The following is a 26,724-nucleotide window of genomic DNA, read 5'->3' as shown; positions in this document are numbered from 1 at the left end:
ATAGCCCCCTTCCTGCTGTTTTTAAGGTAAAAACAGCCTTTACACCTTATTAAAAGCTGATTTTTTAGTGAGTAAACGCTCACGGTTGTGCATCAACGATGAGTCATTGTACATCACTGATGAGCCAAAAGTATGTACTGTTGTGTCACAAATATGTACGGATGAGCCGCGAGTGATCTACTTTCGCCTATCCGTATGTTAAGGTGAGTCATTGTCAATCTATATTGACTCATCCTCGCATGAAGATGGGTCATCGGTGATCTGAGTTGACCTATCCATGTATTAAAATGGGACATTGGTGATCTATATTTACCCGCCCGTATATGAAGATGAGTCATCGGTGATGCATGCGCAGGCAAAGTAATATACAGGTGGATCAGGAGTGATGTAGCTTGAACTATTCGTATTGTAAGATGAGGTATAATGATATACCAATCATGCGGCAGTATAGTGGGACGGTCATCAAAAAAGCCCCTTGTGAGTACAAGAGGCTTTTTGATACAACAATGTATTTACTTAGAATTGGAAACCAACTCCGAAAGATAATACACGGTTAGAACTTTTAATATCAAAATCATTATCTGGCGCAAGATTAGTCAGACCTAATCCATAGCCTACATTGATCAAAAACCCATTAGCCAATTTGTAACCAGCTAAAAAGTTTACACCGGCATCAAACGCTTTCATATCTTTATCATCGCCGGAGAAATCAATTTTGTCATCCTCAGTTTCGGTTTCACCCTCAAAGGTTCCTTTCCATTTGTCCTTTCCACTAATTGCATAGCCTACATAGGGTCCCGCACCTAAAAACACAGATCCGGCATCTCCTGTAGGGATGTAATAAACCGCATTTACCGGAATTTCAATCGACATTACATTTCTCGTACTTGTAAATGATGCGCCTTCTTCTTCAATTTTTGCTTTTTGTCCCTTTCCCTGTAATGAGATACCGGGTTGAATAGAAAAATTGGGGGCAACATTGATGTCCGCATACCCAGTCACGTAGAAAGATGGATTAAGTTTAACTCCTTCATCATCTAGTTCCACCTCGTCACCCGATGAGCTGGTAGCATACTTACCTAAGTTCACACCGGCTTTGATACCATAACTAACTTGTGCCTGAGCACCAACAGCCAATAAACAGGCTGCTCCTAATGATAGTAAAATTTTTTTCATAACTTCTATTTTTTATTAAAATTTAATAAAACTCCATATAATTTTTGATATATACAAGGAGTTTTACAAAAATTAATAAAAAATTAAAACTCAACACCAATACCTACAGCGAATCCTCTGTTTTTGATTTCATCGGCAAGGCTCTTTGCACCTGCGATATTGGTAAGTCCCAGACCGTAATTTGCATGTAATAATAATCCATTGCCTAACTTAAAGCCCGCCAAAAAGTTCAAACCAAAGTCCGTTCCCTTTAATGTTTCATCTTTACCGAAAGAAAATTCGTCCAACGTCGTGGAAGAGAAGTCACCCTCTCCATCTTGGCTATTGAGCTTGTTTTTACCGCTCAGTCCAAACCCAACATAAGGACCTGCACCTACAAACAAACCACCAAATTTACCAACAAAATTCACGGGCACATCTAACCACATCGTATTTTGAGAGACATCATATGTGGTACCTCCAATTGTTGCCTCGGCAAACTTTGCTCCTTTACCTTGCAGGGAAAGTCCTGGCTGTATATAAAATCCCGGGGCAACCTGTGCATCCACATAGCCCGTCACATGGAAATTCACTGTGGATTTTGTATCGGACAACTCATCCGATCCACCATAACTGTAAGAAGGAAAATTAACCCCCGCTTTCAATCCCAAACCTACCTGCGCCTGCGCTCCTACAGCCAGCAGGATAGCTGCGCTCAATGTTAATACAATCTTTTTCATCTTGATCTGTTTAAATAAATTATTCACTTCAAGGCTTGCAAGTTTTAGACCAAAAAGTATCAAAAAATGTTAAACGAAACATAAGATGCTAATACACAGTGTTTTTTTGTATTTAGGTTATAAGGTTACGGGGTTATGAGGTTATAAAGCTACAGCGTTCCACGAATAGTGAAAATAAGAAAAGCAGAATCCGTACAAATCCTGAAAATGTCGCCTCAGTGGGTCGCGGATGGCAGGAAGGAAGATCCGCGGTCGCGAACCAGTGCAGCGACAAGGCTTGGGCACTTGGCCGATACCAAGTGCCTGCCCGTCCGGCAAGAGGACAACCCTGTCCGGCAAGAGGACAAAAAACAAAAATACAGAAGAAAAAAGAATTGTAATTATTAAAAATAACCATTACTTTTGCAGTCTCTCAACGGAGAATGGTCGGATGGCCGAGTGGCTAGGCAGAGGTCTGCAAAACCTCCTACAGCGGTTCGAATCCGCTTCCGACCTCGTTTAATTTAAAGGTCGTTAAAATAAAATATTAGAAATAAAATGGGAGTTACACGTTTAAAAAGAAAAGATAGGAGAAACAAGACTACTGCACGTCTTGAGGTTCAGTTTTTGAAGTTAGGCCGTAATGTGGAATTAGGTTCACGTTCGAAGCTATCTAAGAAAAGTCAGATCGTAAAAAACAACGAAGTACTAAGCCAGCTTGCTGCAGAAGCAAAATAAGTTTGTCCTTCGATCGAAACATGATAAGAGGATTTGCATCACTGCAGATCCTTTTTTGATTCGTATACTACTGCCCACCACAGCCCAAGTAGCGAAATAAAAAGAACTACGGCCACGGCACCCAATCCGAGAGGAATATGAGGTATAAAGATCCCCAGAATACCTCCCGCACCCTGTAGTAATAACAGGAGCTCATTGAACACCACCCCAAGCATAAAACCGATCACGGCAATATTAACTTTTCGGCTCGCAGCAACAATCTGAGTCTGAAATATAAATGCAAGGATAAAAAATGTAATAATCCCTAATAATACCAGATGAAGGTATCCTACGACAATAGGACGAAAGCTATAGGCTAAACTGCTGAGTGATGGTATGACGGATAATGTCTGCAAGAGGAATTTAATACTCGCCGCAAGTAATACGGCACAAAATAGCCAAGCCACGATGGATACACTGATACGCGATCTTATTTTCTTCAGTTGTTGTCGAATGGCATGTAACCACAGCGTCCAGGCCGATAACTGAAAAATCACCACAATCACTAACCCTACATACAACCACATAGGCAGGTTGTACCATAAGACGGACAACAAGTACCCCGGGATACAGGCCCACGCAAATATCTGAAAAACTCTTTTCCGATAGCGTAGCTGCACCCCTTCTTGGTCCAGCCAATGGTTGGCCAACCCCATACACATAAAGAAAAACCAACCGTTATATTGGAAATGCAGAAAAAAATACACCGCTGCAAGCTGAAGCCTGGAGTCTACATTTCCCGTCTTCACCAGATACGCCAGGTAAAACGTCCCCAAAGAAGACAACACTAAAAAAAAGAGGGCCATACTCAGCCAGTTGCGTACAACACCGCTGAGATCCGAAACTCGCAAATCCCGCCGTGCTGTGTAGGCAAAAACGTAGGAGAGGAGAATAGATAAAGTCGAAAAGAAAATCGAATAACCCCCATACCCCTGATAGGTAAAAGTAATCAGCATACCATAGGAGACAACAAGGTTAGCTAACAGAATAAGCTGATATTTCCGAGGTAATGCATCTCCTCCCCTTTTTCGTCCTATAACCATGACAAATAACAACATCAGCACGTGTGACAACCACCCGGAAAAAGCAAAGTGGGAATGTGCATGCATGATTTGTTTCTGCTCAACAAAAGGAAGAGGCATCAACACTTTAAAACGCATCAACAGACCAAACCCGGACACCAGTACCAAATTCAGTAGGCCTATAATCGTCCAACGTCTTATGGTGAGGTTATCTAGAAATCGTCCCATATACATCTATTAATCTACCTGTATCCCATCCGAAGGAATAAATACTTTTCCTTTTATGATACTCAGCTTCTCATCCTTTTCCATCTGTTTGATGGTGCGGATAATTGTTTCCACCCGCATCCCGGTCATATTAGCAAGCTGCTGCCTCGTCATCATCAACCGGTTACAATCTTGGCAGATCAACTTTCCCTGTTGATTGAAATACTGTATAAGGTGACCGATAACTTCCTCGGGACTGTGGGTAGGCAGCAAATTGGTCAACATAAATTTAAAGCGTAAGTCTGCCACCAGCGATTCGGTAAACTTAAAATGTATTTCAGGATATTGACGTAGAAGTTCCCGAAAGGTGGAAGCGGACAAACGCAACATGACACAAGGGGAATCGGCAATCGCACTCGCTGCATAACTTCCACCGTCAAAAAGCGGAAAATCGCCAAAACTTTCACCAGGGTAGACCACCTTATGCAACACTTCTCTACCGTCGTCCATAATATTACACCATCGCACCCGACCGGAAGTCAGCTGATAGTAAAATGTTGCCGGAGAACCCTCATTAAAAATAAAATCCCCGGTCTCCACCTTACGGTAGGTAGCTCCTCTTTCTAAAAGTAAGTCTATTGGAATCTTCATAGTTAAGACTATTTATTAATTATCATATAAAGTTACCTCTTTTAGCAGCATACAAAACTGACCTGTATCACAATTCGTCATGACAAGTATCATTAAAACATAAATAACTGATAAACAACATTATACATTAAAAACAAAACGCTTTTATATTTGTTTATGATTCAACGCATAAATCATCGCGTGACTTAAAAATACCTTTGTATCAGGTTGAATATAGAAAAGAAACATTTATTAGAAGAGAGAATATTCATTAAACAAAACCATTATGAAGAAGTTAATCGTTTTTTTTGCAATAGGCATGATCGTTTACGCCTGCTCATCCAACAACCAACAAAACAACAACACCGCTACCACGACAGAAAAAGAGACACCATCTGTCGACAGTTATGACCCTACCCGTGGAGAAGGGAAGTTTGACCATGTCGATGTGGGTGAGCAGCTGGATGTAACCTTGGCAGAGGAAGGAAAGAAGATAGCCGATTTAAAATGTGCAAGTTGCCACAAATACACCGAAGAGAAATTAGTAGGACCAGGCTGGGCGGGTGTCTCTAAAAAACATAAGCCGGAGTGGATTATGAATTTTATTACCAATCCCGATCCGATGATTGATAAAGATCCGGAACTACAGGCACAGTTGGAGATATGTCTGGTCCGCATGCCCAATCAGAACCTATCGGATGATGATGCGCGCAGCATTCTCGAATTCATGCGTCAAAATGATGGTGTAAAATAATATCAAATAAAAAAACCTTTAAAACGATTTATTCCATGAATTTAAGACTAAACCTTATGTGGATCATGGCCCTCGCAGTGGTCACCACATCATTCCATGCATGCAGACCCAAAGGAGCGGGTAGTACCGTTACAGGTGATGCTGCACAGCGAACGTATATCCCTCCCGGGCAGTACGACGAGTTGTACACCTTTGTCTCTGGAGGTTTCAGTGGTCAGATGAGTGTGTATGGTCTCCCGAGCGGGCGTCTATTCCGCGTCATTCCGGTTTTCTCGGTCGATCCCGAAAAAGGATGGGGATTTAGTGAAGAAACTAAACCGATGTTGGAGACCTCTCATGGATTTGTACCATGGGATGACTTACACCACATTGAATCTTCTTTTACCGATGGTATGCCAGACGGCAAGTGGATGTTTGCCAACTCCAACAATACGCCGCGTCTTGCACGTATCAATCTACAGACATTCCGTACCGACGAAATCATCGAGATCCCGAATACCGGCGGTAACCACTGTTCGCCTTTTACGACGGAAAACTCAGAGTATGTTATTGCGGCCACACGCTTTAGCGTACCCCCAGACGGTCCCGGAGGCGACGTGCCGATCAGCTCCTACAAAGAGAACTTTAAAGGACACATCAGCTTCGTCAGTGTTGACAAGGAAACCGGTGAATTTGATATTGCTTTTCAGCTGAAAACCCCGGGATTGAATTTCGACTTGTCCAGCGCCGGAAAAGGCGTATCGAACGGATGGCTCTTTATCAGCTGCTACAATTCCGAGCAAGCCCATACCTTACTGGAAGTCAACGCGTCTAAAAACGACAAAGACTTCATCATGGCCATCAACTGGAAAAAAGCAGAGGAATATTTTAAGGCTGGACGGGGCACCAAGCAAACCAATGTACGTTATGCCCACAACAAGTGGGATGAACATACCCATGCGGCGACTTCTGAAATAAAAACCGAGGTCACCGTGCTTGATCTTGCGGATTTTGAAGATCTGGCCTATCTTATCCCTTGTCCGAAATCGCCACACGGTGCCGATGTGAACCCGACAGGCGAGTATATCGTGGGTAGTGGGAAATTAGCAGCGCTGGTTCCGGTATTCAGCTTTGAAAAATTACAAAAAGCTATCGCGGACAAAGATTTCGAAGGCGAACGTTACGACGGTATTCCTGTGGTAAAATATGAATCGGCATTACATGGTGAAGTACAGAAGCCAGGGTTAGGCCCTTTGCACACTGAATTTGACGAGAAAGGAAACGCATATACCTCTTTCTTCGTCTCTTCGGAAGTGGTGAAATGGAATGTAAAGACATTGGAAATCATAGACAGGCAACCGACTTATTATTCTGTCGGTCACCTGATGGTAGCCGGTGGAAATTCCAAAAAACCTTACGGCAAGTATTTGGTCGCTTTTAACAAAATCACCAAAGACCGCTTCTTGCCAACAGGACCGGAGCTTTGCCACAGCGCACAGCTGTTTGATATCAGTGGTGAAAAGATGGAGCTGTTGCTTGACTTCCCGACCATTGGAGAGCCACATTACGCGCAAACCATTCCGGCTGATATGCTGATGGAAAAATCCGTGAAAATATATGACATCAATGCCAACAACCACCCGCACAAAACCAACGGTGAAGGCGATGCGCGGGTAGAACGTGACGGTAATATTGTACGGGTATATATGACAGCTATCCGTTCGCACCTGACCCCTGATGTTATTGAAGGCATACAGCTTGGCGATGAAGTACATTTCCACGTCACCAACATTGAGCAGGACTGGGATATGCCACACGGATTTGCCATCAAGGGCGCAAGAAATTCGGAATTACTCGTCATGCCGGGCGAAACAACAACATTGAAATGGGTGCCCGATCGTACCGGTATATTTCCCTTCTATTGTACTGACTTCTGTTCGGCATTGCACCAGGAAATGTCCGGGTATGTTCGGGTTTCGCCGAAAGGAAGCAATGTACCACTTATGAGCTATACCGGTGAACCGCGGACAGCAGAATAGATCGCAACAGAAACAGAATAATGTGAAAAATTATCAAAAGATATCAAAGCTTAGCCGTGCTATACTCCTCTTAGGGGGTATAGCACTCTTTGCCGTCATCGTACTGCCGATATGGCGTATCGAGCTGATTGCTCCACAATATCCGGAAGGCCTCGAAATGCATATTTACAGCTACAAGCTGGGCGGGCAGGTTGAGATCATTAACGGGCTGAACCATTACATCGGTATGCAAGTACTGCATGCGGATGATTTTATCGAATTTACAGTCTTACCCTACATTATCGGGGTATATGGTTTTTTCTTTATAGTAGTGGGGCTTTTGGCGCGACGCAAATTCGTGTATATACTTATGGGCGCTTTTATACTGTTTGGAATCGTCTCTATGGTTGACTTTTACCGGTGGTTATATGAGTATGGCCATAACTTGGATCCAAACGCGCCCATCATTGTACCGGGTATGGCTTATCAGCCGCCGTTAATCGGGTCAAAGCAATTGCTCAACTTCCTTGCTTTTTCCATACCAGATACCGGGGGTTGGATCTTTATTGGCGTCGGCTTACTCTTAGCCTATTGTACAGGCAAAGAATTCTTATTGCACAAAAAACTCAAAAACAGCACAACATGAAAAAGTATACACTAATCTTATATGCGTCTGTCTTATTTCTCTTTATCTGTGTCCAAGCTTGCACCACGAGTGCAGGTCCTAAGCCTATTCGATATGGTAAAGACCAATGTGCCTATTGCAAAATGACGGTTAGTGATGCCCGATTTGGGACACAATTGTTGACCAAAAAGGGACGCGCTTATAATTTTGACGACATCCAATGTATGATTTCATTTGCCAAAGAAAAGCAGGTAACTCCTGAGGACATTGCTGCATTCTACGTCCCGGACTTTAATACCAAAAAGCTTTTACCGGCTAAAGATCTATTTTACTTAAAAAGTGAAGCCTTAAAAAGCCCTATGCGTGGCGACATTGCTGCTTTCTCGACAAAGGATGCCCTGGAGCAAACCTTAAATGAAATCGGTGGAACTGTTATGACGTGGGATGGTCTTTGGAAATAAAAGGCGTTGATATGAGAAACAGGCTGTCGTTTGTATGGCGTATATCCGTCGGGTTATGGGTGATCAGCGGTGCAGTCCACGCCAAGACGATCGAAGTGGGCCAGCGACAAGCAAACAAATCCATTCAGGCGGCTGTGGCGCTGGCTAATCCCGGCGATACCCTTATCGTGCATGGGGGTATTTATCAGGAAGGTAATATCAACATCACCAAAGGTATCGTTTTAATCGGCAAGGACGGCCCTGTTATCGACGGGCAGCATAAGTACGAACCCATTTCTATACGGGCTTCCGACGTTACAGTACAGGGCTTTACCATCAAGAATTCCGGTCAATCCTCCATGGTAGACATGGCCGGTATTAAAATCTACAACAGTAGCCGTGTGACTATTCAGGACAATATCCTGGATAACAATTTTTTTGGTATTTACTCCCAAGGCTCCAAAAATTGCCTGATCAAAAATAATCGTCTCCGCGCTTACGGAAAAGCTGAACAGTATATCGGAAACGGTATCCACGCTTGGAAGAGCGACAGCCTGACCATCGTGGGCAATGAAATCATTGGGCATCGTGATGGTATTTACCTCGAATTTGTTACCCATACACAAGTAGAGGATAATCTATCCAGCAATAATCTACGGTATGGTCTGCATTTTATGTTTTCGCACAACAATGCTTATTATTCCAACACCTTTAGGGCCAACGGAGCAGGTGTTGCCGTCATGTACACCAAACATGTCCGCATGGAACGTAACATCTTCGAAGAAAACTGGGGAGACGCCGCTTATGGCTTGCTACTGAAAGATATTACGGATAGCCATATCCAGCACAATATCTTCGTTAAGAATACGACAGCAATATTTATGGAAGGCAGCAATCGCGTACAGATACTTGAAAACCGATTTGAAAACAACGGGTGGGCCATCAAGATCATGACCAGTTGCATGGATAATACACTCACAAAAAACAATTTTGTGCAGAATACATTCGACATTGCTACAAATGGCGGTCGAATAGCCAACACATTTGATGGCAACTATTGGGATAAATATGAGGGATACGATCTGGATAAGAATGGTATAGGCGATGTGCCGCATCATCCGGTCAGCCTTTTCTCCATGCTCGTGGAACGGTATCCCACGGTTATGCTACTTTTCAGAAGCTTTATGGTCACCTTGTTTGACCGCAGTGAAAAAATGTTCCCCAGTCTTACGCCAGAAAAGCTCAAAGACGATAAGCCACTTATGAAATCGGTGATACTATGATTAAAATCGAACAATTATATAAGCGTTTTGGTAAGCTGCAGGTGCTTGAGGCTATTAACCTTTCTCTGGATGGTGGGCAATGTATAGCACTGATAGGCCCCAACGGCAGTGGCAAGACGACCTTAATTAAGTCGGTCCTCGGCATGGTCGTTCCCAGTGCGGGAAGCATCTATTTTCAAGGTAAGGATATCGGTCGGGAGTGGGCCTACCGCAACGATATCGGGTATATGCCACAGATCGGTGAATATCCTGAAAATATGACGATTGGTCAGGTACTGGACATGATGAAGGATATCCGTCGCGTGCCCGAAAATCAGTTGGATACCGAACTTTACGAGAAATTTGCCCTCGGCCAAATACGGAATAAGCGTATGCGTACCCTGTCTGGTGGTACCCGCCAAAAAGTAAGTGCCTGCCTCGCTTTTATGTTTAACCCCAAAGTGCTGATCCTGGATGAACCTACTGCAGGACTCGATCCGCTCTCGACCGAGATACTGAAAGAGAAAATCCTACGCGAAAGAGAGAAGAACAAACTTATTATCATCACATCCCATATATTAAGCGACCTGGATGATTTAGTCTCCCAGATTATCTACATGCAAGATGGCAAGGTCATCTTTCACAAATCACTGATCGATTTAAAAACAGAGACAGCCACAGATAAGTTATCAAAGGCTATTGCAGCTATCATGTCTAACAAACAAGCCGTTCCAACAGTAATTTCCCATGAATAATAAAATCGTCAAATATGTCATCACCGACCTCCTTCGAAACCGTACGATAGTAGGCTATACGGTATTGTTGCTTGCCTTATCCTTGGGCATCTTCATGATGGAAGACAATGCGGACAAAAGTATAGCCAGTTTACTTCATGTCGTCCTCTTTGTCGTTCCGCTGGTCAGTATCATCTTTTCGACGATATACCTTTACAACAGTGCGGAATTTATAGCCTTGCTCGTCAGTCAACCGCTAAAAAGACAAAGCATCTGGTTCAGCATATTCCTGGGACTTGGGGCCGTTATGTTACTCTCCTTCTTCATCGGCGTCGGCGTTCCGACTTTATTGTACGCCAGTAGCCCCTCCGGGCTGATGTTGATAGCCGGGGGGTTACTTTTATCGCTTATTTTTGTCTCCATAGCCCTATGGACCGCTGTACGCATACGGGATAAGTCAAAAGGTATTGGCTTAGCCATTATTTTATGGTTATATTTTGCATTGATCTTTGACGCTCTCTTATTATTTCTGCTTTTTCAATTTGCCGACTATCCCATCGAAAATATCATGATCGGCATTTCTATGCTTAATCCAATTGATATCACACGCATATTGATCCTATTGGAAATAGATCTCTCTGCCATGATGGGTTATACAGGTGCCATCTTCCGGGAGTTCTTTGGAACCGGCGGAGGAATGTCTCTAACGCTAATCGTCATGTTACTCTGGATTGCTATTCCGGTAGGATTATCCGTCCGGTATTTTAAGCGAAAAGATCTGTAGGAAACTGACATCATTTTGACAGGCTTGTTCCGTATTATGCGCGGACGCATAAAACGTGCTTTATATACTCTGTAAATTTGTACTGTACGCAAAAAGGAAGTCAAGTTATTACAATATAAAAACAGCAAGTCATGATAAAAACAGCACAATTAAATGTCACACAGATCGAACCTCGATTGAAACATCCTACTATTTTCGAACATTTTGATGCACTCGTGCAAGGCGAAGCTTTCGAAATCCTGAACGATCACGATCCTAAACCGCTTTACTACCAACTTCTCGGTGAGCGAGGCAACATTTTCACGTGGGAGTATGTCGAAAACGGACCGGAATGGTGGCGCATACGGATCACCAAACCTGCCGCTGTACAAGAAGATACGGTGGGATCCATTGCGGCGAAAGATATACGCAAGGCCGACGTATTTAAGAAACTGGGGATAGACTTTTGCTGCGGCGGAAAGAAATCACTCCAAGAAGCTGCAGAAAGCGTAGGGTTAAACGAGCAAGAATTGAAGGATCAACTCGCACGCGCCGAACAGCAGGCGCACGGTTCTATAGCACATGACTTTGACAGTTGGGATCTCGCTTTCCTTTCCGACTACATTCACAATGTACACCACAAATACGTGCGTGAACAGGGACCAATCATCGAACAGTTGGCCGATAAAGTCGCCATGCGCCACGGCTCGGAGCACCGCGAGTTACTCGCCTTAGCAGAAGGTATGCACGCGTTTATGGCTGATCTCTATAATCACGTAAAAACCGAAGATGAAAAACTCTTTCCCGTGATTAAACAGCTGGTATCCGGCGGACAACTTCAGCCCTCCCATATCAAAGAAACTATTGCTACGATGGAAGAGGAACATGAAGATGCAGGGAACGAATTGCGTCAGTTCAGGGCGTTGACTCGGGATTACAAACTTCCGGCAAATGCCTGCAATTCGTATACCTATCTGTTTGAAAAGATTAAAGAGTTTGAGAATGATCTGTTCCAACATATTCATTTAGAAAACAATGTACTGTTCCCCAAAGCAATAGCACTGTCTCAAAACTAAAAATCATGCTATACGACGACGTATGACAGCCTCTGACCGGGCACAATCCAAAAAAGTCAATTACATCGTCATTTCGAGGAGACACGACGAGAACCCCGGAGGGCTCATCAAAGATAAATCTATGGTTAAGAAATTTTTCAACTTTCTGAAAATTAGTTAATTAAATTTTATCCATAGATTTCTCCCTCTGGTCGAAATGACATTGAGATGACCTTTTTACATCTCTTGGTTATCAAAAGAATGATAGGAATAAATTTAGGCCATGGAAATACAACTAAATAACCCCTATGCACAGGAACAATTAAAGGCTCAGGTCGCCTTGATGCAAGTCATGGACCCTGAGCTCAATATCAATATCGTGGATATGGGACTTATTTATGAGGTCATCTTTTCTACTCCCGGGGAGATCCTCGTACAGATGACCCTCTCCACCCCCTATTGTCCCATGGGCCACGCTATCGAGCAAGGCGTGCTGAATGTCCTCAGCGACGCCTTCCCTGACCGAACAGCTTCCATTCAGCTGGTATGGGAACCCGAATGGAATTTTGATAGGATCTCGGATGCCGGAAAAGAACAGTTGAATATGCTTTAATAACCGTTATTTAATGTGAAAATTTCCGTGTTTTCTCGACTATCATGGCTTTATTGGCATGTATCACGCAGAAGACACTATCCAAATAAGATTCCATTTAGATTTTTTTGTACTTTTGTATAATATTCATACTTCAAAGTAGAAGAGAGGAGGGTAAATTTATGGGCAAGAGAGCAACAACAGAATCTAAAAACATATTATTTCCAGGCTACAAATCTTATTCAATTAATGATATTATAGCTGCAGGAGGGACTACCGCTTTGGCCAATCGCTTGAGCAAAAAACCAGAGAACATTTCTGAAAATCTTAAAAAACTACCCAAAGATGCCTTTTTAACCAGAAAAGAGGCAACAGACGCACTTGAACAACTTAAGGAGTAGCTGTGAACCTTCTATTTGACACTAATATTCTAATTCTATTAGCTAAGGATCATCAGCAAAAATTAATTGATGAAATTAATCCGGATAATAGGAAAATTTTTATTTCCATTGTTTCTATAGCCGAGCTAAAATCACTTGCTCTACGACACAATTGGGGTATAAAGAAATGGCAAGTTATTCATAATATATTAGATGAAGCGGTCATTATTGAGATAAACGAAAATTTAGTCGACACGTATACACAGATAGACAACTACTCTCAACGCAGAAATCCATTATTTTCACATTACCCCTTTACTACACCTAGAAATATGGGAAAGAATGATCTTTGGATCGCATCAACAGCAGCTTTGCTCGGACTGAAACTCATTACCGCAGATAAAGACTTTACCCACCTAAATGACGTATTCATGGAAGTCCAAACTATCAGGGTACCAGGATAATTACCTCATAGTGAAACAACATCTAACCTTCCATCAGCTGGGTATGAAAACCCGAATGGAATTTTGATAGGATCTCGGATGCCGGAAAAGAACAGTTGAATATGCCTTAATAGCAAAAGAACTGGCCAAGCTATTTACTTTCCGACAAACGCTTCATCACTTAATGTTTTAATAAAAGCAATTATATCTTGTTTTTCTTGTTCGGTCATCGGGATCCGATTGTCCTGCTCTTTCAAAATGGGATCAAGGTTATCAGCCTCCAATACACCATTATCAAAGTAATCTAACACCGCTTTTAACGTTGAAAATTGACCAAAACTACCGTAAGGAGCGGTATACTCGGCATTTCTTAGAGACGGAACGCGAAAGCTCATTAAGTCTGCCGGTATCCCTGTGACTCTGGCGCGTCCTGCTTCTTCGGTGCTCGGATTTACAGGAAACCCTACATTTCTGAAACTTTGGTCTGTAAACAGCTCTGTGCTATGACAGCTTTCACATTTCGTCTGGAACGCTTGATAGCCCCGTGCTTCGCTTTCGGTAAACGTCTCACCCTCGTTACGCCTTACGTTGTCATATTTACTGTTGGCAGAAATTAATGTGTATTGGTATTGCGCCAGACTCCGATAAATCCGATCAGCGGTAATCGCATCATCCCCATATGCTTTCATGAACAAATGTCTATATACGTGATCGACGGCGAGTTTGTTGATGACTTCCACAATGGAAGAATTCATCTCCTCGTGCGTGATGATTGGTACCAATGGCTGATTTTCCAACCGAAGTTTGCTCCCGTCCCAATTATAAAACTTCATAAACGCCAGGTTTTGGATGGGTGGCGTATTCCGAAGACTAACGCGACCATAGACCCCTACGGCCTGCACCTCATTATCCGCAAAAGCACTACCCCGCTTGTGGCAACTGGCGCAGGAAATCGAATTATTGATGCTGAATTTATTTTCGTGGAAAAGTTTTTCGCCCAACTCCACACCGTATTTGGTAGGTCTATTTTTCTCGACTGCAGGATTCAACGACGGAAATCCCGCAGGTATATCCAGCGGGATTTCGGGATTGTCGTAAGGCTCTGGCGCAATGCTATCCTCTCTGTTACAGGATAGTAACAGTAGAAAGATAGATAATAGGCCGAGTATATTTTTCATTTACGAATACAAGCTTTCTACAACGTCATTTCGATGAGATAACTATTTTTTAACACCTTCATCACTTTAATCTTCCACACTTTGGATAGAAAACATTCCCGAAATATCACTTGTACCATCTCCCCCCAAATTATCGACAAATGTGACCATCTGGGCTGCTGTGTGGATGTTTGGCGTAGCGTTGTCTCCCATACCTGTGCCTGTTGTCAATGTAATCGTATTGGTCTTTCCACTCAACAGTTTGTCAAAATCCGCTTTGATTATAATCCGTGGAGCTGTGCTACCAACCACTGCATTCGTATTTAGATCTAAGATAATATCCCGATAAGCGTCAACGCCTTGTGTATACGAGCCTTCCTCTCCCTCTACCGTACTACCCGTATGGATTGAAAGCTCTTTGTTGTCCGTATCATAGAAGCCCTCGATCTTTGTGAAGCGATATCCTGCGCCCCATTCCCACATCATCTCCGTATCGTTCTCCCCTGCAGCAGAATAGAACTTAGGGAATCGGACTTCGTCGAGCGTATTTAAGTCTTGCTTCACCCCTAATCCAAATTTGATCTGTTTGTACCCCCCTGTAGGTATATTACTCAACACATAATCCAACGTCTGTGGTTTTGCATGATTTACAACCGTAGCGCCCTTGTCCAGGTCGTTGATATGATAAGGAAATTCGCCACCATCTGCTTTGATGAGACGGATATTGCTAATGACATATTTCAGTTCTGAAAAATGATGGATCTGTCCTTCTGCCGAGGTGTTTTCCGTGGCAGTAGCTGATATAGCATCTCCGAGTACTATGGTCTCGTCTCCAAATGTATTGTTGAAATGCAAGGTAATACTATTGGCCACAGGATCTTCTTTGTCGTTACAAGATACAAATAAGGCTAATCCAATACATAAAGCAAAATATGTTGTTAATGTTTTCATGATAATATTTATTTTAATTTTTTTGTTTTTTCTAAAAATTGATTTTTAACGTGGTGAAAATATTACGCCCCATCCTCGGAATATTGCCCCAGTCGGCGTAGGTGCTGTAATACGTGTTGAAGAGGTTCTCTGCGCCAATCTGCAATACAGCTTGATACCCCTTAAAATTAAGCGTATAATCTCCTGATATATTCCATATCATATACGCCGGTGTCTGATCTTCACCGTATTCCGGACTATATTTTTGCTGCTCAAAATCACCATTCACCGAAGTCCACACCCCCAACTTCCTATGCATAAAATAAAGAGAAGTCTGATAGCTCAACGGGCGTATAAACGGCAAATTGCCTTTTTTATCATCCGTTGCCCGTGCATACGAGAGCATTCCTTTCCAATGCAAATGTCTCAAAATATCGTAATTGGCATTCAATGAGAGGTTGAATAGTCTCGCATGATCCAAAGAAGTATACCCTTTCACCCCCACCGACTGATAATTCATCGGACTCCCCAGACTTAAAATCCTCCCGACAATATAGTTTTGGATATAGAAATAATTGACCTTGGCCTCGACGCCCATTCTTTCGTTCCTGAATCCAGCACTCGCATTCCCCTCGTAAGAAATTTCATTTTTCAGATCCGGATTCCCAATGTAGTCGTAACGATCAAAGCTGTTGTAGATATAATATCCATACCCTTCCGAAACCGATGGCGCGCGATGTCCATAACCCGTACCGACAGAAAAAGCAAACTGATCGATTTCCAGTCGATAGCTGGCATGCAGTCCGGGCAGTATCCGGCTTTTCTCCTGGGGAGTAGCAGGATGAAAGATCCAATTAAATTCCACATACTTCGAGCGGTTGTAATTCCAGCCTAACGACCCCCCGAAATTCAATCGGCTCCTTTCGGAAATATCCCATGTGTTGTTCATCGAAAGTCCCGCAAAACGTGTCATGACCCAAGGCCAGCTATACGCAAACATAGTCTTCTTGCTCCGATTCTGTGGATACATCGTCATCTCGGCAATAGATAGATTTTCGTAGGCGTTGGCTTGTATTTCAGACGAATAACTGTCTTTCTTCAGATGAACCCTGGACAGCAGCCCGTAGGTCGTACTCCACCCTGGCATATCCATATGCACTAAGTTTTCGGGGCGTGTGGTATCGTCCATATAATGCTCGATTGCATTAAAATAGACCTTGCTATCCCAAACCCGTAGCAGCCCCTCGTCAAACAGCTGTTTGTAGGATGCCGACGTGATAATTGCGCGAGACAGCCACAGATCCATGGGCAATGCCGGAAAGCCTACATCTTTTGCTTTGTCGTAGATAGCATCCACCCTGACCGATGAAAGATCCCCTGTTTTATATGCTAAACCTAAAGATGTGTTGAATTTGTTGTATTGCGAATGATTCACTTCGTCATTTTTACCATCACGGTAGTTGCCTGCCTTTCGAAAAGAGACACGGCCATCGGCTGTAAATCTTTCCGTGGAATAAGACAGGTTGCTTAGATTGAAAAACTGTCTGTTGTTGAATTCAAATCCGCTCTGATACGCACCACTCCATTTCCTTTCCATGCCAAAGGGAATACTTTTCCTTTTCAGGTCAATGCTTCCAGCTACAGTAGCCCCGTGCATATTACCCTCCTGTCCTGATGTGATGTTGATGCCGGACAGGTCGTTGCTCTCTACGTAGGAAGTAACCGGATCCATCTTGTCCGTGCAAGCACCGAATACGTGCATACCGTCTATAGTCAACGTGGAGCGCTCGGTACTCATATTATTAAGCAAAGGCTCCCAAGCGTATGCCCCACGTTTGATGAAGCTGATATTTTCGGACGACGCCAAAAACTCATCCACAGAAACGGCCATTTTCATGTCTGTCTCGATCTTCTTTTTAGCAATAGCTGTGATTTTTACCTCTTTAAGATGTTTAGTACTGTCGCTTTGCGTGTGGGTATGTTGTGCACTGACATGTATTCCAAGGAAAAGACCAAAAAAAGCAATGCTTATCTTCTTCTTCATCATCTTAAAACAAAACATCTATATACAATTCACTTTTCACACCCTCGATCCCCGGCGTAAAAACCGTTGGAACCTCCGTTCCCCTCAAGATTCGTCCTTCCTCGTTCTGTAAGATGAAGTTCAACGTCCAGTTGCCCGTCATGGTATAATTGACCACACCATAGTACAGCCCATCATCCCGCTGCGTCAGATCCACATTGTTGGGCGAAGAGTGATTACCCATAGAAGGCTCCGGCATCCGCGGATCCAACAGCAAGGTGTACCCACTGACTTCCGTATAAGTGAACTGAGAAGGATCAGGAAAATCACTCGTAGGTGGGCTGTTCGGTTGCTCAAATCTATAGATACCGGCGACCAGTTCATTCTCGCCAACCTTCGGGCGCTGTGGCGATACCAAAGCGATGATATATTGCTCGTCATCTTTGCCCGTAAAACTGGTCATGTTCAGGTTCATATTGAGCTGTTCCTCTACCGTAATAGCTTGATGCACGCTATACAACTGTCCATCGATAGTGAACGAAATGTATAGCTCCCAATTACCGCCGGGCCTGCTTGCATCGGTGAATACCGCGTAGCCCGAAAAACAGTTCTCGTCCGTACTTATATTCATATCGTAGCGGTGCGGGCAGGAAGTTGTGTTTCCGCCTTCCTCTTTCCGTATGGGCAAAAAAGTCACCGACGAGACCTGCATATCCGCACCGGTCTGTTTGTCCGTCACTTTCACGCGGACTTCATTATAGCCCACGTAAAAAGTCCCGTTCAGGGCTTCGACACCGATGTCATAATCTCCTACCGTAATACGGGCAGCTTCTTCAAACTCGACGTATTCAGTGACTTCTGTTGCAATTTCCGCTTCGTAGTCTGTCTTGTCCTTGGTGCATGCCACCATTGCAAAAATTATGGCGACAGCACAAAACCTCGTTATCTTCATGATGGATAATCTGTGGTGTGAGCATACAAAATCCTATTATTTACCATCATCCAGACGGCTTTGGGACTTCGTTAAAGAAAAAAATGCAATAATGTATCCACGGACATAATAGTCCGTCATAGCCTTGTCAAGAGCAAATACATCTTAGAGACAGACTCAACCGATCGGGGGACGGAATATGGGGGTATTATAGTTGAACCGGTAGTCGATCAAATAAGGAGAGAAAGGCTTATCTGTGGTTTCTTCTTTTGGCTGATATAAAGTAAAAACAGTATACTCTTTATGCACATAAAGAGCGCTGTATTCATATACGAGCAAATTCTTCTTTGTTTCCTCTTTCTCTTTTTCCTTGATTTTTTTCATGAGAACACACTGCCCATCACAGTGTAATTGAGGACGGTCTTTGTTGATACACTTTGCCAGATACTCGGGTAGATGTATCTGATATTCCATGGTCATAATACTGCGATAAAAGGATTGCAGTGTCAGAGCGATTAGCAGAATATATGTACAGAAAAACCTCAAAGCTATTATTTTACTTCCCTAAACGTAGCTCAAAGGTACAGAAATAATCTAACCTAAAAATAACACGTATCACTTTTTTCGAGAATATTACACCACCATCTGTTCACAATCTATTTCTATTCAAGCAGGCCGAGCATCGCCTCCGCCATATGTTTCCCATTCTCCCGCTGTGCCGAACTATTAAAATGCAAGTTGTCACCGATATGTCCCAGCTTACTCGGCTCGGAATAGGCCGCATACCCCAGCTCATTTGCAGCCTCCTGTATCGCTTGGTTCACCTGTTTATAGGTATCCCGACGAAGGAAATCTCCCAATCCGCCCAAGACAATAGGAAGATCAGGATTTCCTAAATCCTTACGGAAAGATTGCATCAGCGCCATTAACCGCTCTTTGTATAGGGGAGCATCTTTTGTATTCGAATCCGATTCGCCCTGCTGCCAGACAATACCTTTTAATTTCCCCTGCTGCATCGCCACTTTGGCTTTTCGGATTGCCTCTTCATAAAGGCCCCGTTTTCCTCCCGGGTGCCAGTATGAAATTTTTGTACCTCCTACAGCCGCGGGAATTAAACCAATGCGGGTTCCCTTTCTGTTTGCCGCCATGATCTGACCAAATACAAATCCGGGCCCTACTCCCCTATTGGCTTTATCGTAATGGAGCGGTTCCTTGGCTAAGCTCCAACCGTCTTCGGCATTCAGTACATACACGTTTGCATGGGTTGCTGTATCTATGGCCTCGATGGTACCCCGTCCGGCCATATTGGATTGCCCCACTAATAAATAGAGTTCCATCTGATTATTCGTCACTTTCGATTTCGTAGCGCAGCCATGCCCTAACACCAGGACGAATCCAAGTATGAAAATAGCATATCGTTTTATTCGTATCATAGTCCTAATATATTATTGTATAGTAACTGGTAGTTCGATCAATTCAGCATACACACCACCAATATAATCCTTTACCTTAAACGTGATCGCATCCGAAGAACCCGTACCATCGTGTACGTAGCGGATAGCACCACCTTTCAATTCTTCCTGCGTAAACTCCCCAAATTTGCCCATAGGAAGACCGAAGCGCGTCACAGTACCATTCGCCGGGGTCTCTGCCAATACATAGATAATATTGTTGTCGGTATAATTATAGGTCGGTGATACAGCGGGCTTCATCGATAGCTGTTCTTTCGTTACCGCAGCTGCCCCATCTTGGGGTACTTGCAACGCAGTAAGATGATCGAGTTCCAGCTCGCTTGGCATCGCGCCAAGTAAGCTGATAAAAGCTTTATAGTCTCCATTACTCTGCTCTCTGTTATAAATGAAAACATTACCAAACTCACCATTTGGATCATCCATCAACCCAAGTCCTAAGGATACTTCCTCCACATGCTGTTGGTATGCACGGTTGATGAAAGTCGTTAGCGACACGACATTCCAACCCACGACAACTACTTCTGAGGTAGCTATCTGTCCCCCAAAAGTTGGCATAGTATTCCACGTTACACCAGTTTCACCAAATTCTTCCCAATCCGTACCGGTCTCCCAAACACCAAGAGTGGGCGTTATATTTGCAGGAAAGGGAGTGCGAACATTAAAGTTGAAGTTCGCACCGACTAAATCGTCCGCAAAAGCAATATCTTTTAAATCAAACTTGATGAGCCCACGTCTTGCAGAGACATGATTATCGGGGCGAGCATTCACGATGATAGAGCGAGTAGTATATGGTCCGTCGTCACCATAATTCGCATCGCGACTTCCTCTGTAGACATGAGCATCTGCCTCCACCCATAACGTATCCTTTTTAGCATCCGAATAATCCACTCCATCGGGCACTGGATCCGTAACCGTCATGACTCCCTGGTAAGTCGGAAAGATATTGACGACATGGGCAACGCCGTCTTTGAACACATAGTCTTGACCAATCACCGGTATCTGTGGCGTAGCAAGCTTGGAATTTTTGTTGACATAAAGACGAAATTTATCGGTAGCCGATACATTTCGAGTAAGGTATAAACTGTCCCCCTGTACCGTAGCTTCCCCGATCGTTTCATCTTCCTCCAAATCCAACGACCGGTAAGCACCGGGAATAACGAGATAAGAAAGCATCTCCTTTACCACATTCGGCGACAATTCCTGTATACTCGATACGCCTGCACTGAGCAACAGCCCTTGAATCGCTTCATTGGTGGGAACAATCCGGGTTTTGGCTTGCCCCTCTATGATATCTTCCATACCTGCATAATGCACTGCCTCGGCATATAGTGTTAGCCGAGAGTCTTTTCCTTGACTGATATATTCCAAGAGTGTGACGTCATCCAGATCATTGGAGGTATCTAAGTCATAATCTTTCATTAGTTTATTACAGCCGGTCAATAGGACAATGCATAGACCAACTATTAATAGTGCTGAATATTTCATAGCTATCTCTTTAAATTTTACTTGTAGTATTCATTTTGCTCAATCAGTCCCCCTGATCGTCTAATCTCATCAATATGGATAGGCCACACCAAGGATCTTGGATCGAGATCTATACCGCGGGTCTCCTGCAATACTTCGATTGCCTTGCCTGTGCGCACCAGGTCAAACCAACGGTATCCTTCGTAAGCCAGTTCAAACTTCCGTTCTTCCAGTATGAGGTCGAGCAGATCATCCTGCGTGTAAAGACCACGATCCAGGTATTCTGTCTCCGGTATTTCAAAGGCTGGTCCACCTGCTCTATTCCGGATAATATTGACCAATTCCATCGCCTCTTCTCTATCGTCGTCGGTATCGCCGAGGGACATGATGGCTTCTGCCTTCAGCAGGTATAGGTCACCCAAGCGCAGCAGGACAATATTTCGTGTATCCACATCCGCGCTAAAGCCAATGATATACTTGATCGCCTTATACGTTCCGGAAGACGACCGTTCGCTACTTGCAATAGCCCGCCAATCGTTGCTATCGAAGCTATCACCAAACTCCTGCATGACACGGACAATCGGATTTGTACCCGAAAAATAGCTCGTTAGGAATCGGGTATTGTCACCGTCGGCCAAGCTAAAAGCAAGCTCAAAGATAGATTCCTTATGACGCCCTATATTAAAAATCGCCGCATAGTCGGACGTCTGTACCCGAGTCGTAAAATCGCTTGCTCCGGTAGTCCAGCTTGAATTATAAAGACTGGCTAGCGAATAATTCGAATTGCCCAATACTTTATCGATGGAAACGATAGCTTGTTCGTAATTATGCTCCCACGCATACAGATGTGCCTCAATAGCGTGGGCTGCCGCACGTGTCAATGTCGTCCGTTCGTTGCTGGATGCCGGGATCAGGCGCTGACCTTCTTGCAGGTCCTGATGCATTTGTGTATATAGCTCATTCAAAGGCGCCCGGCCATACCCTTTTAGATCGTCGTCAGAAAGAAAAGGCTCTAAGATCAAAGGCGCATCACCCCAGATCCGTACAATATAAAAATAAGCAAAAGCCCGTAATGTATAGGCCTGCCCCATGATTGCATCCGCATTTGCCTGTGTAATGGCGCCTGTCGCGATCAGATCCTGTGTATACCTGAGGACAATATTGGCCTGCTTAATGACTTCATAAAAAGGCTGCCACGAAGCGTACGACATGTCGTAATCCAAGGAATTGTTAATGGCTTTGTCGATATTCGTCTGAAACGCATTGTTATAAAATGCTTCTGCCCGCAGTTCACCGTACACCAAGAAACCGGTGGACAATGCAGACCGCAGACGTTCATAACCTCCATACAATATACCATTTAGGTGTGATTCATCAGTCGGAATATTCGAGCCGGACCAAGATGTTTCAGGTTCCAGATCCAGCACATTACAAGAACTGCCAAGCAGTAGGCAACTCACAATAAAATAAATGTATTTCTTCATCTGTATATTTTTTTAATCGTTAAAACTGAGCCGTTATTCCGAAGTTGTAAGAGCGGCTCTGCGGCAATGATCCGTTATCAGCTCCCGAAATGAAGGGATTGGTCGATGTATTTACCTCGGGATCAAACCCACTATATGAACTCCATGTCAGCAAATTGGTTCCCGAGACATACACGCCAAGCGAGTTGAGAAAGAACCGTTTTAAATACTTGGCCGGAACTGTATAACCTAAGACAATTTCCTTAAGCCGAACAAAAGAGCCATCTTCCATAGTAAATGAGGAAGTCCGGAAATTACCCATTAAATCCTGATACCGAAGCATGGGGAAATCGGTAACATCTCCTTGCTTTCTCCAACGTTGCAAAGCATCCTGCCCTAAATTTCCGGCGGTAAGCATCTGATTCCTTCTTCTTCGTAAGGTATTCATGATTTGGTTGCCGTACGACCAGTATAGGGAAAATTTCAATGAAATATTTTTGTAAGCCAGGCTATTGTTCAGTCCACCGATAAACTTGGGGTGTGGATTACCAATAATTACCCGGTCGTTATCGTCTATTATGCCGTTACCATCAATATCGTCCCAGATCATATCTCCCCCCTTGAAGACTTCTCCTGTAGCCGATCCTCTCGTGTATTGGCCTACGGCACCATCCGGCGCGTAGTACACATTGTCTGTATCATTGGCATATACGCCCAATGCACGATGGGCAAAAAACACGCCGGCAGGTTCACCGATCCGGCCCAACGAAAAATCACCGATCAAAATATCCTCTCCTTCTGGCAAGGCTGTCACCTTGTTCCTGTTGAGGGAGAAGTTGACACCTGTTTCCCAACGTACCGCCTTATTTAAATTGACCGTTTCCAACAAGAGCTCCAATCCTCTATTTTCAATACTCCCGTAGTTTCGGGTGATCGAGTTAAAACCCGTATAACCGTTGAGCGGGAAGCTAAATAATAGATCTTCACTTTGTTTCTTGTAAATATCAGCTGTAAACGAGACCCGCTTTTTAAACATAGACAGATCAAGACCGACGTTATACTGTGTCGTTGTTTCCCATCCTAACCTATTATTCATCATGGCATCATGGAGAATGGCCACATTCCCGTCATAGCGGCTCGCAGCGGGGTTAAATTCACCCTGCCAGGCGTAGTTGGGAGCGACTTGATTCCCTGTAATACCGAAGCTACCGCGGATCATACCATTATCCAGAATGTTGTCGGAAAAATCCATGAAGCTTTCATCCGAAAAACGCCAACCTAACGTTGCCGCTGGAAAATTACCATAACGACGGTCTGCTCCGAAACGTGACGAACCATCACGTCGCATTGTGAAAGAAGCAAGATATCGGCCGGCATAACTGTAGTTCACCCGTCCAAAAAAAGAAAGCATGGCCCGTTTGGAAATGGTCTGTTCCACACGTGTCATCCGAGCTGCCCCCTGTATCGGCGTCACGTTCGGATCAACAAAATCTTCTCCATAATGTTGAATTCCATCCGTCGACCATTTCTCTATCGACTGCCCGAGAACCGCACTGATACGATGCTTTTTTAGAAGCCGGTTATAACTTAAGGTGTTTTCATTCACAAAATGATTGGATGTACGCTGCTGATAGCGCCCGTCATCCCTTCTTGGCGTGGAGTTGCTAAATGTTTTGGGCTGATAATAAGACTGCTCAAATTTAGAGACCGTTGCATACACACTGGTTTTGAACTTCAAACCCTTCAGCAGTTCGGCAGTGACATTTTGTGACAACGTCGTCATATTCCGATCAAATGTCGCAGGTACCTTTTCGGCAACTGCCAAAGGGTTCCGCTGTTCACGTTTCCCTAACCAATCCATGAGCTCTCCCGTAAGCGGATCATAAGGAGTAAAGACAGGGTTGGTAAAGAGCGCCGCCCGAAGTGCACTGTAGTAGCTCCCGCTAGAGGATAATATACGTGTGTAGTCAATATTGCTATAGGACACCCGGGTTTCTGCAGAAATATTCTTCGTAATGCGATAGGAAAAATTTCCACGTGCATTCATTTGTCCATAATCGGTATGTACTATTGTTGGTTTAAGATCCCGATAACCAAGAGATATACCATAAGAAAACGTTTCCGAGCTACCCCGGATCCCCAGATTACTATTATGCTGATAAGCACTGCGAAACAGAATATCTTGCCAATCTGTTGTATTGTTATAATACGGATGATGCGGATTATCAATCCAGTCTGCATTTATGGTCGACCCATTGTTGGTTCGGGCATCTACATAAGCTTCGCGGAATTGCCCCGCGTTCATGACATCCATTTTACGACCGGGCTGTACCGAACTGGAGGTATGGCTCAGTGTTATCCGTGGTTTCACGTTCTCAAATTTGTTTCCTCCTTTCGTGGTAATGATAACTACCCCGTTGGCCGCTCGGGAACCGTAAATCGCACCGGAGGCTGCATCTTTTAATACTTCGATGGATTCGATATCATTGGGATCGATGCTCGCCAAAGGGCTGAAGGTCGCCGCATCGTTGAGTGCTGTGATATTGCTTCCATCGATAGGCACACCATCTACAATATATAACGGTTCATTACCACCGCTGATCGATGACGCTCCCCGGATCTGTATTGTTGCTCCAGCCCCGGGTTCTCCAGAGTTCGTTATAATCTGCATACCCGGCACTTTTCCCTGCAACGCTGACACAATTGTCCCCCCAGGACTCGTACCCATATCCTCTCCGGATACGGACACGATCGAACCGGTTACATCTCGTTTTGACTGGGTTCCGTAACCAATGACAACAACTTCGTCTAAATCTAAAGCCAATCGCTCCATCGTGACGTTAATGGCACTCTTTCCTGCGACAGAAGCCTCGACCGTCGTCATACCTAAAAACGTAAAAGACAGGACAGCGTCATTCGAAAGACCCGATAGCGTGTACCTTCCGTTGTCATCGGTCAGCGTATTGGTTGAACTTCCTTTGACGGATACGAGTACGCCCCGGATAGCCTCGCCTGTCTGTGAATCGGTTACTACGCCTGAGACTTTTCTATCCTGGGCATTCACACCAATAGAAAACAACATCAAGAGAAGAAGAAAAATATTCGCTTTACTTTTCATATGGTTATAAATCATCATAATTTCTTTTTAAATCTTTACTTAGCCTCTGTAATCGGAACTATTGCCCAACTTTCAGATTTTATTTTTGACAAATTAGAACGGAACCGTAGCGCTACAGCAGACTTCATCCACGTGGCTCCTTCCAAATTTTCGGGTGCATCGACAATGGTAAAGCGCTCGGTCGGGATGCGGTGATCTACACCATCAGATGTCAGGGAAATCTTTGAGATAACCCAACTCCTTTGTGTTGGTTTCGGTGACGCCTGTCCCAGATATCGGAAAGCAAGATATACTTGCTGTCCGGGCTTTATCCACGGAGACATATCTAAGTCCCCGGATGCTATAAAACTCTTATCTGATGCCAAATGAAATTTTTCTGTCACGTCCTTCCAGGTCGCTTTTTGCACATTCTCCAAATCGTATTTCCCATTGAAATCGGTAGAAATCATCACGGAAAGATTATTCTCCTGTGAGCCATATTGGACCGCATTCTTAAATGATAGCGTCGTCTGTGCAAAACCTAACTGGGCAAAAAATAACATACACCAGAACAGGATTGTCGTCTTTGGGGTTATAGCATTAATTTTTCTCATGATATTATAATTTATAAT

At 43.9% G+C, this 26,724-nt stretch carries 26 protein-coding genes and 1 tRNA gene; 13 read left to right on the top strand and 14 right to left on the bottom strand.

The genetic code is table 11. The features are described from left to right. Positions 1-516 precede the first annotated feature (516 nt). Positions 517-1,176 carry a porin family protein gene (locus tag G5B30_RS14305; RefSeq protein WP_165320682.1) on the bottom strand — a complete coding sequence of 220 codons (660 nt, stop codon included), beginning with the start codon at positions 1,174-1,176 and terminating at the stop codon, positions 517-519. A gap of 83 nt (positions 1,177-1,259) precedes the next feature. Continuing rightward, entirely contained in the window at positions 1,260-1,895 is a 636-nt protein-coding gene (locus G5B30_RS14300) for a porin family protein (RefSeq protein ID WP_165320681.1), read from the bottom strand. A 424-nt stretch (positions 1,896-2,319) separates the two neighbouring features. On the opposite strand from G5B30_RS14300, the gene G5B30_RS14290 reads away from it, so the two are divergent. After that, positions 2,320-2,390: transfer RNA gene (locus tag G5B30_RS14290), tRNA-Cys, on the top strand. A gap of 42 nt (positions 2,391-2,432) precedes the next feature. Further along, entirely contained in the window at positions 2,433-2,612 is a 180-nt protein-coding gene (locus tag G5B30_RS14285) for a spore protein (protein ID WP_165320679.1), read from the top strand. 38 nt (positions 2,613-2,650) lie between these two features. Here G5B30_RS14285 and G5B30_RS14280 read toward each other — a convergent pair whose 3' ends face one another. Next, complete coding sequence (locus G5B30_RS14280) at positions 2,651-3,901, bottom strand: hypothetical protein (RefSeq protein ID WP_165320678.1); 1,251 nt, start codon at positions 3,899-3,901, stop codon at positions 2,651-2,653. A 9-nt stretch (positions 3,902-3,910) separates the two neighbouring features. Then, a complete protein-coding gene (locus G5B30_RS14275; protein ID WP_165320677.1) occupies positions 3,911-4,531 on the bottom strand; it encodes a Crp/Fnr family transcriptional regulator in 621 nt (206 codons plus the stop codon). A 265-nt stretch (positions 4,532-4,796) separates the two neighbouring features. Here G5B30_RS14275 and G5B30_RS14270 point away from each other — a divergent pair, with 265 nt between their 5' ends. From G5B30_RS14270 to G5B30_RS14220, 11 genes are all read left to right on the top strand, one after another. After that, positions 4,797-5,264, top strand: coding sequence for a c-type cytochrome (locus tag G5B30_RS14270; protein ID WP_165320676.1), 468 nt, complete (start codon positions 4,797-4,799; stop codon positions 5,262-5,264). A gap of 35 nt (positions 5,265-5,299) precedes the next feature. Beyond that, positions 5,300-7,282, top strand: a complete 1,983-nt coding sequence (gene nosZ / locus G5B30_RS14265) for a Sec-dependent nitrous-oxide reductase (RefSeq protein WP_165320675.1) — start codon at positions 5,300-5,302, stop codon at positions 7,280-7,282. Between the two features lie 22 nt (positions 7,283-7,304). After that, positions 7,305-7,907: a hypothetical protein gene (locus G5B30_RS14260; RefSeq protein ID WP_165320674.1), complete on the top strand. Its 603-nt coding sequence runs from the start codon at positions 7,305-7,307 to the stop codon at positions 7,905-7,907. Next, positions 7,904-8,347, top strand: a complete 444-nt coding sequence (locus G5B30_RS14255) for a nitrous oxide reductase accessory protein NosL (RefSeq protein ID WP_165320673.1) — start codon at positions 7,904-7,906, stop codon at positions 8,345-8,347. Before G5B30_RS14260 ends, G5B30_RS14255 begins: the two co-directional genes overlap by 4 nt. 11 nt (positions 8,348-8,358) lie before the next feature. After that, positions 8,359-9,609, top strand: a complete 1,251-nt coding sequence (locus tag G5B30_RS14250) for a nitrous oxide reductase family maturation protein NosD (RefSeq protein ID WP_165320672.1) — start codon at positions 8,359-8,361, stop codon at positions 9,607-9,609. After that, entirely contained in the window at positions 9,606-10,343 is a 738-nt protein-coding gene (locus tag G5B30_RS14245; RefSeq protein ID WP_165320671.1) for an ABC transporter ATP-binding protein, read from the top strand. Before G5B30_RS14250 ends, G5B30_RS14245 begins: the two co-directional genes overlap by 4 nt. After that, positions 10,336-11,106, top strand: coding sequence for an ABC transporter permease subunit (locus G5B30_RS14240; RefSeq protein ID WP_165320670.1), 771 nt, complete (start codon positions 10,336-10,338; stop codon positions 11,104-11,106). Before G5B30_RS14245 ends, G5B30_RS14240 begins: the two co-directional genes overlap by 8 nt. A 131-nt stretch (positions 11,107-11,237) precedes the next feature. Continuing rightward, on the top strand, positions 11,238-12,161 hold the full coding sequence (ric, locus tag G5B30_RS14235; protein WP_165320669.1) for an iron-sulfur cluster repair di-iron protein: 924 nt from the start codon (positions 11,238-11,240) through the stop codon (positions 12,159-12,161). A gap of 262 nt (positions 12,162-12,423) precedes the next feature. Further along, the gene (locus G5B30_RS14230; protein ID WP_165320668.1) at positions 12,424-12,753 is read left to right on the top strand and encodes a metal-sulfur cluster assembly factor; all 330 of its coding nucleotides are present in this window, start codon (positions 12,424-12,426) and stop codon (positions 12,751-12,753) included. Positions 12,754-12,914: 161 nt separating this feature from the next. Beyond that, a complete protein-coding gene (locus tag G5B30_RS14225; RefSeq protein WP_165320667.1) occupies positions 12,915-13,133 on the top strand; it encodes a hypothetical protein in 219 nt (72 codons plus the stop codon). 2 nt (positions 13,134-13,135) lie between these two features. Then, positions 13,136-13,576 (top strand): type II toxin-antitoxin system VapC family toxin, encoded by a 441-nt coding sequence (locus G5B30_RS14220; RefSeq protein WP_165320666.1) that lies wholly within the window; start codon positions 13,136-13,138, stop codon positions 13,574-13,576. A 134-nt stretch (positions 13,577-13,710) separates the two neighbouring features. Here the strand turns inward: G5B30_RS14220 and G5B30_RS14215 are convergent, their stop codons facing one another. The 10 genes from G5B30_RS14215 to G5B30_RS14170 form a co-directional block, all read right to left on the bottom strand. Beyond that, positions 13,711-14,733 (bottom strand): cytochrome-c peroxidase, encoded by a 1,023-nt coding sequence (locus G5B30_RS14215; RefSeq protein ID WP_165320665.1) that lies wholly within the window; start codon positions 14,731-14,733, stop codon positions 13,711-13,713. Between the two features lie 66 nt (positions 14,734-14,799). Continuing rightward, positions 14,800-15,663: an MbnP family protein gene (locus tag G5B30_RS14210; protein WP_165320664.1), complete on the bottom strand. Its 864-nt coding sequence runs from the start codon at positions 15,661-15,663 to the stop codon at positions 14,800-14,802. Positions 15,664-15,694: 31 nt separating this feature from the next. Beyond that, positions 15,695-17,689 carry a TonB-dependent receptor plug domain-containing protein gene (locus tag G5B30_RS14205; protein ID WP_240903225.1) on the bottom strand — a complete coding sequence of 665 codons (1,995 nt, stop codon included), beginning with the start codon at positions 17,687-17,689 and terminating at the stop codon, positions 15,695-15,697. Position 17,690: 1 nt separating this feature from the next. Beyond that, positions 17,691-18,617: a hypothetical protein gene (locus tag G5B30_RS14200; protein WP_165320663.1), complete on the bottom strand. Its 927-nt coding sequence runs from the start codon at positions 18,615-18,617 to the stop codon at positions 17,691-17,693. Positions 18,618-18,773: 156 nt separating this feature from the next. Beyond that, complete coding sequence (locus tag G5B30_RS14195) at positions 18,774-19,076, bottom strand: hypothetical protein (protein ID WP_165320662.1); 303 nt, start codon at positions 19,074-19,076, stop codon at positions 18,774-18,776. Positions 19,077-19,258: 182 nt separating this feature from the next. Then, positions 19,259-20,029, bottom strand: a complete 771-nt coding sequence (locus G5B30_RS14190) for a sialate O-acetylesterase (protein WP_165320661.1) — start codon at positions 20,027-20,029, stop codon at positions 19,259-19,261. Positions 20,030-20,041: 12 nt separating this feature from the next. Next, positions 20,042-21,553 carry a cadherin-like domain-containing protein gene (locus G5B30_RS14185; RefSeq protein ID WP_165320660.1) on the bottom strand — a complete coding sequence of 504 codons (1,512 nt, stop codon included), beginning with the start codon at positions 21,551-21,553 and terminating at the stop codon, positions 20,042-20,044. Positions 21,554-21,570: 17 nt separating this feature from the next. Continuing rightward, positions 21,571-23,016: a RagB/SusD family nutrient uptake outer membrane protein gene (locus tag G5B30_RS14180; protein ID WP_165320659.1), complete on the bottom strand. Its 1,446-nt coding sequence runs from the start codon at positions 23,014-23,016 to the stop codon at positions 21,571-21,573. Between the two features lie 19 nt (positions 23,017-23,035). Then, entirely contained in the window at positions 23,036-26,131 is a 3,096-nt protein-coding gene (locus G5B30_RS14175; protein ID WP_165320658.1) for a SusC/RagA family TonB-linked outer membrane protein, read from the bottom strand. A gap of 17 nt (positions 26,132-26,148) precedes the next feature. Next, the gene (locus G5B30_RS14170; RefSeq protein WP_165320657.1) at positions 26,149-26,706 is read right to left on the bottom strand and encodes a DUF5017 domain-containing protein; all 558 of its coding nucleotides are present in this window, start codon (positions 26,704-26,706) and stop codon (positions 26,149-26,151) included. Positions 26,707-26,724 lie beyond the last annotated feature (18 nt).

It is taken from the genome of Sphingobacterium sp. SGG-5 (genome assembly GCF_011043525.1).
Taxonomy (GTDB): Bacteria; Bacteroidota; Bacteroidia; order Sphingobacteriales; family Sphingobacteriaceae; genus Sphingobacterium.
The sequence above is the reverse complement of the archived record's forward strand: the minus strand, read 5'-3'. Positions and strand labels throughout refer to the sequence as shown.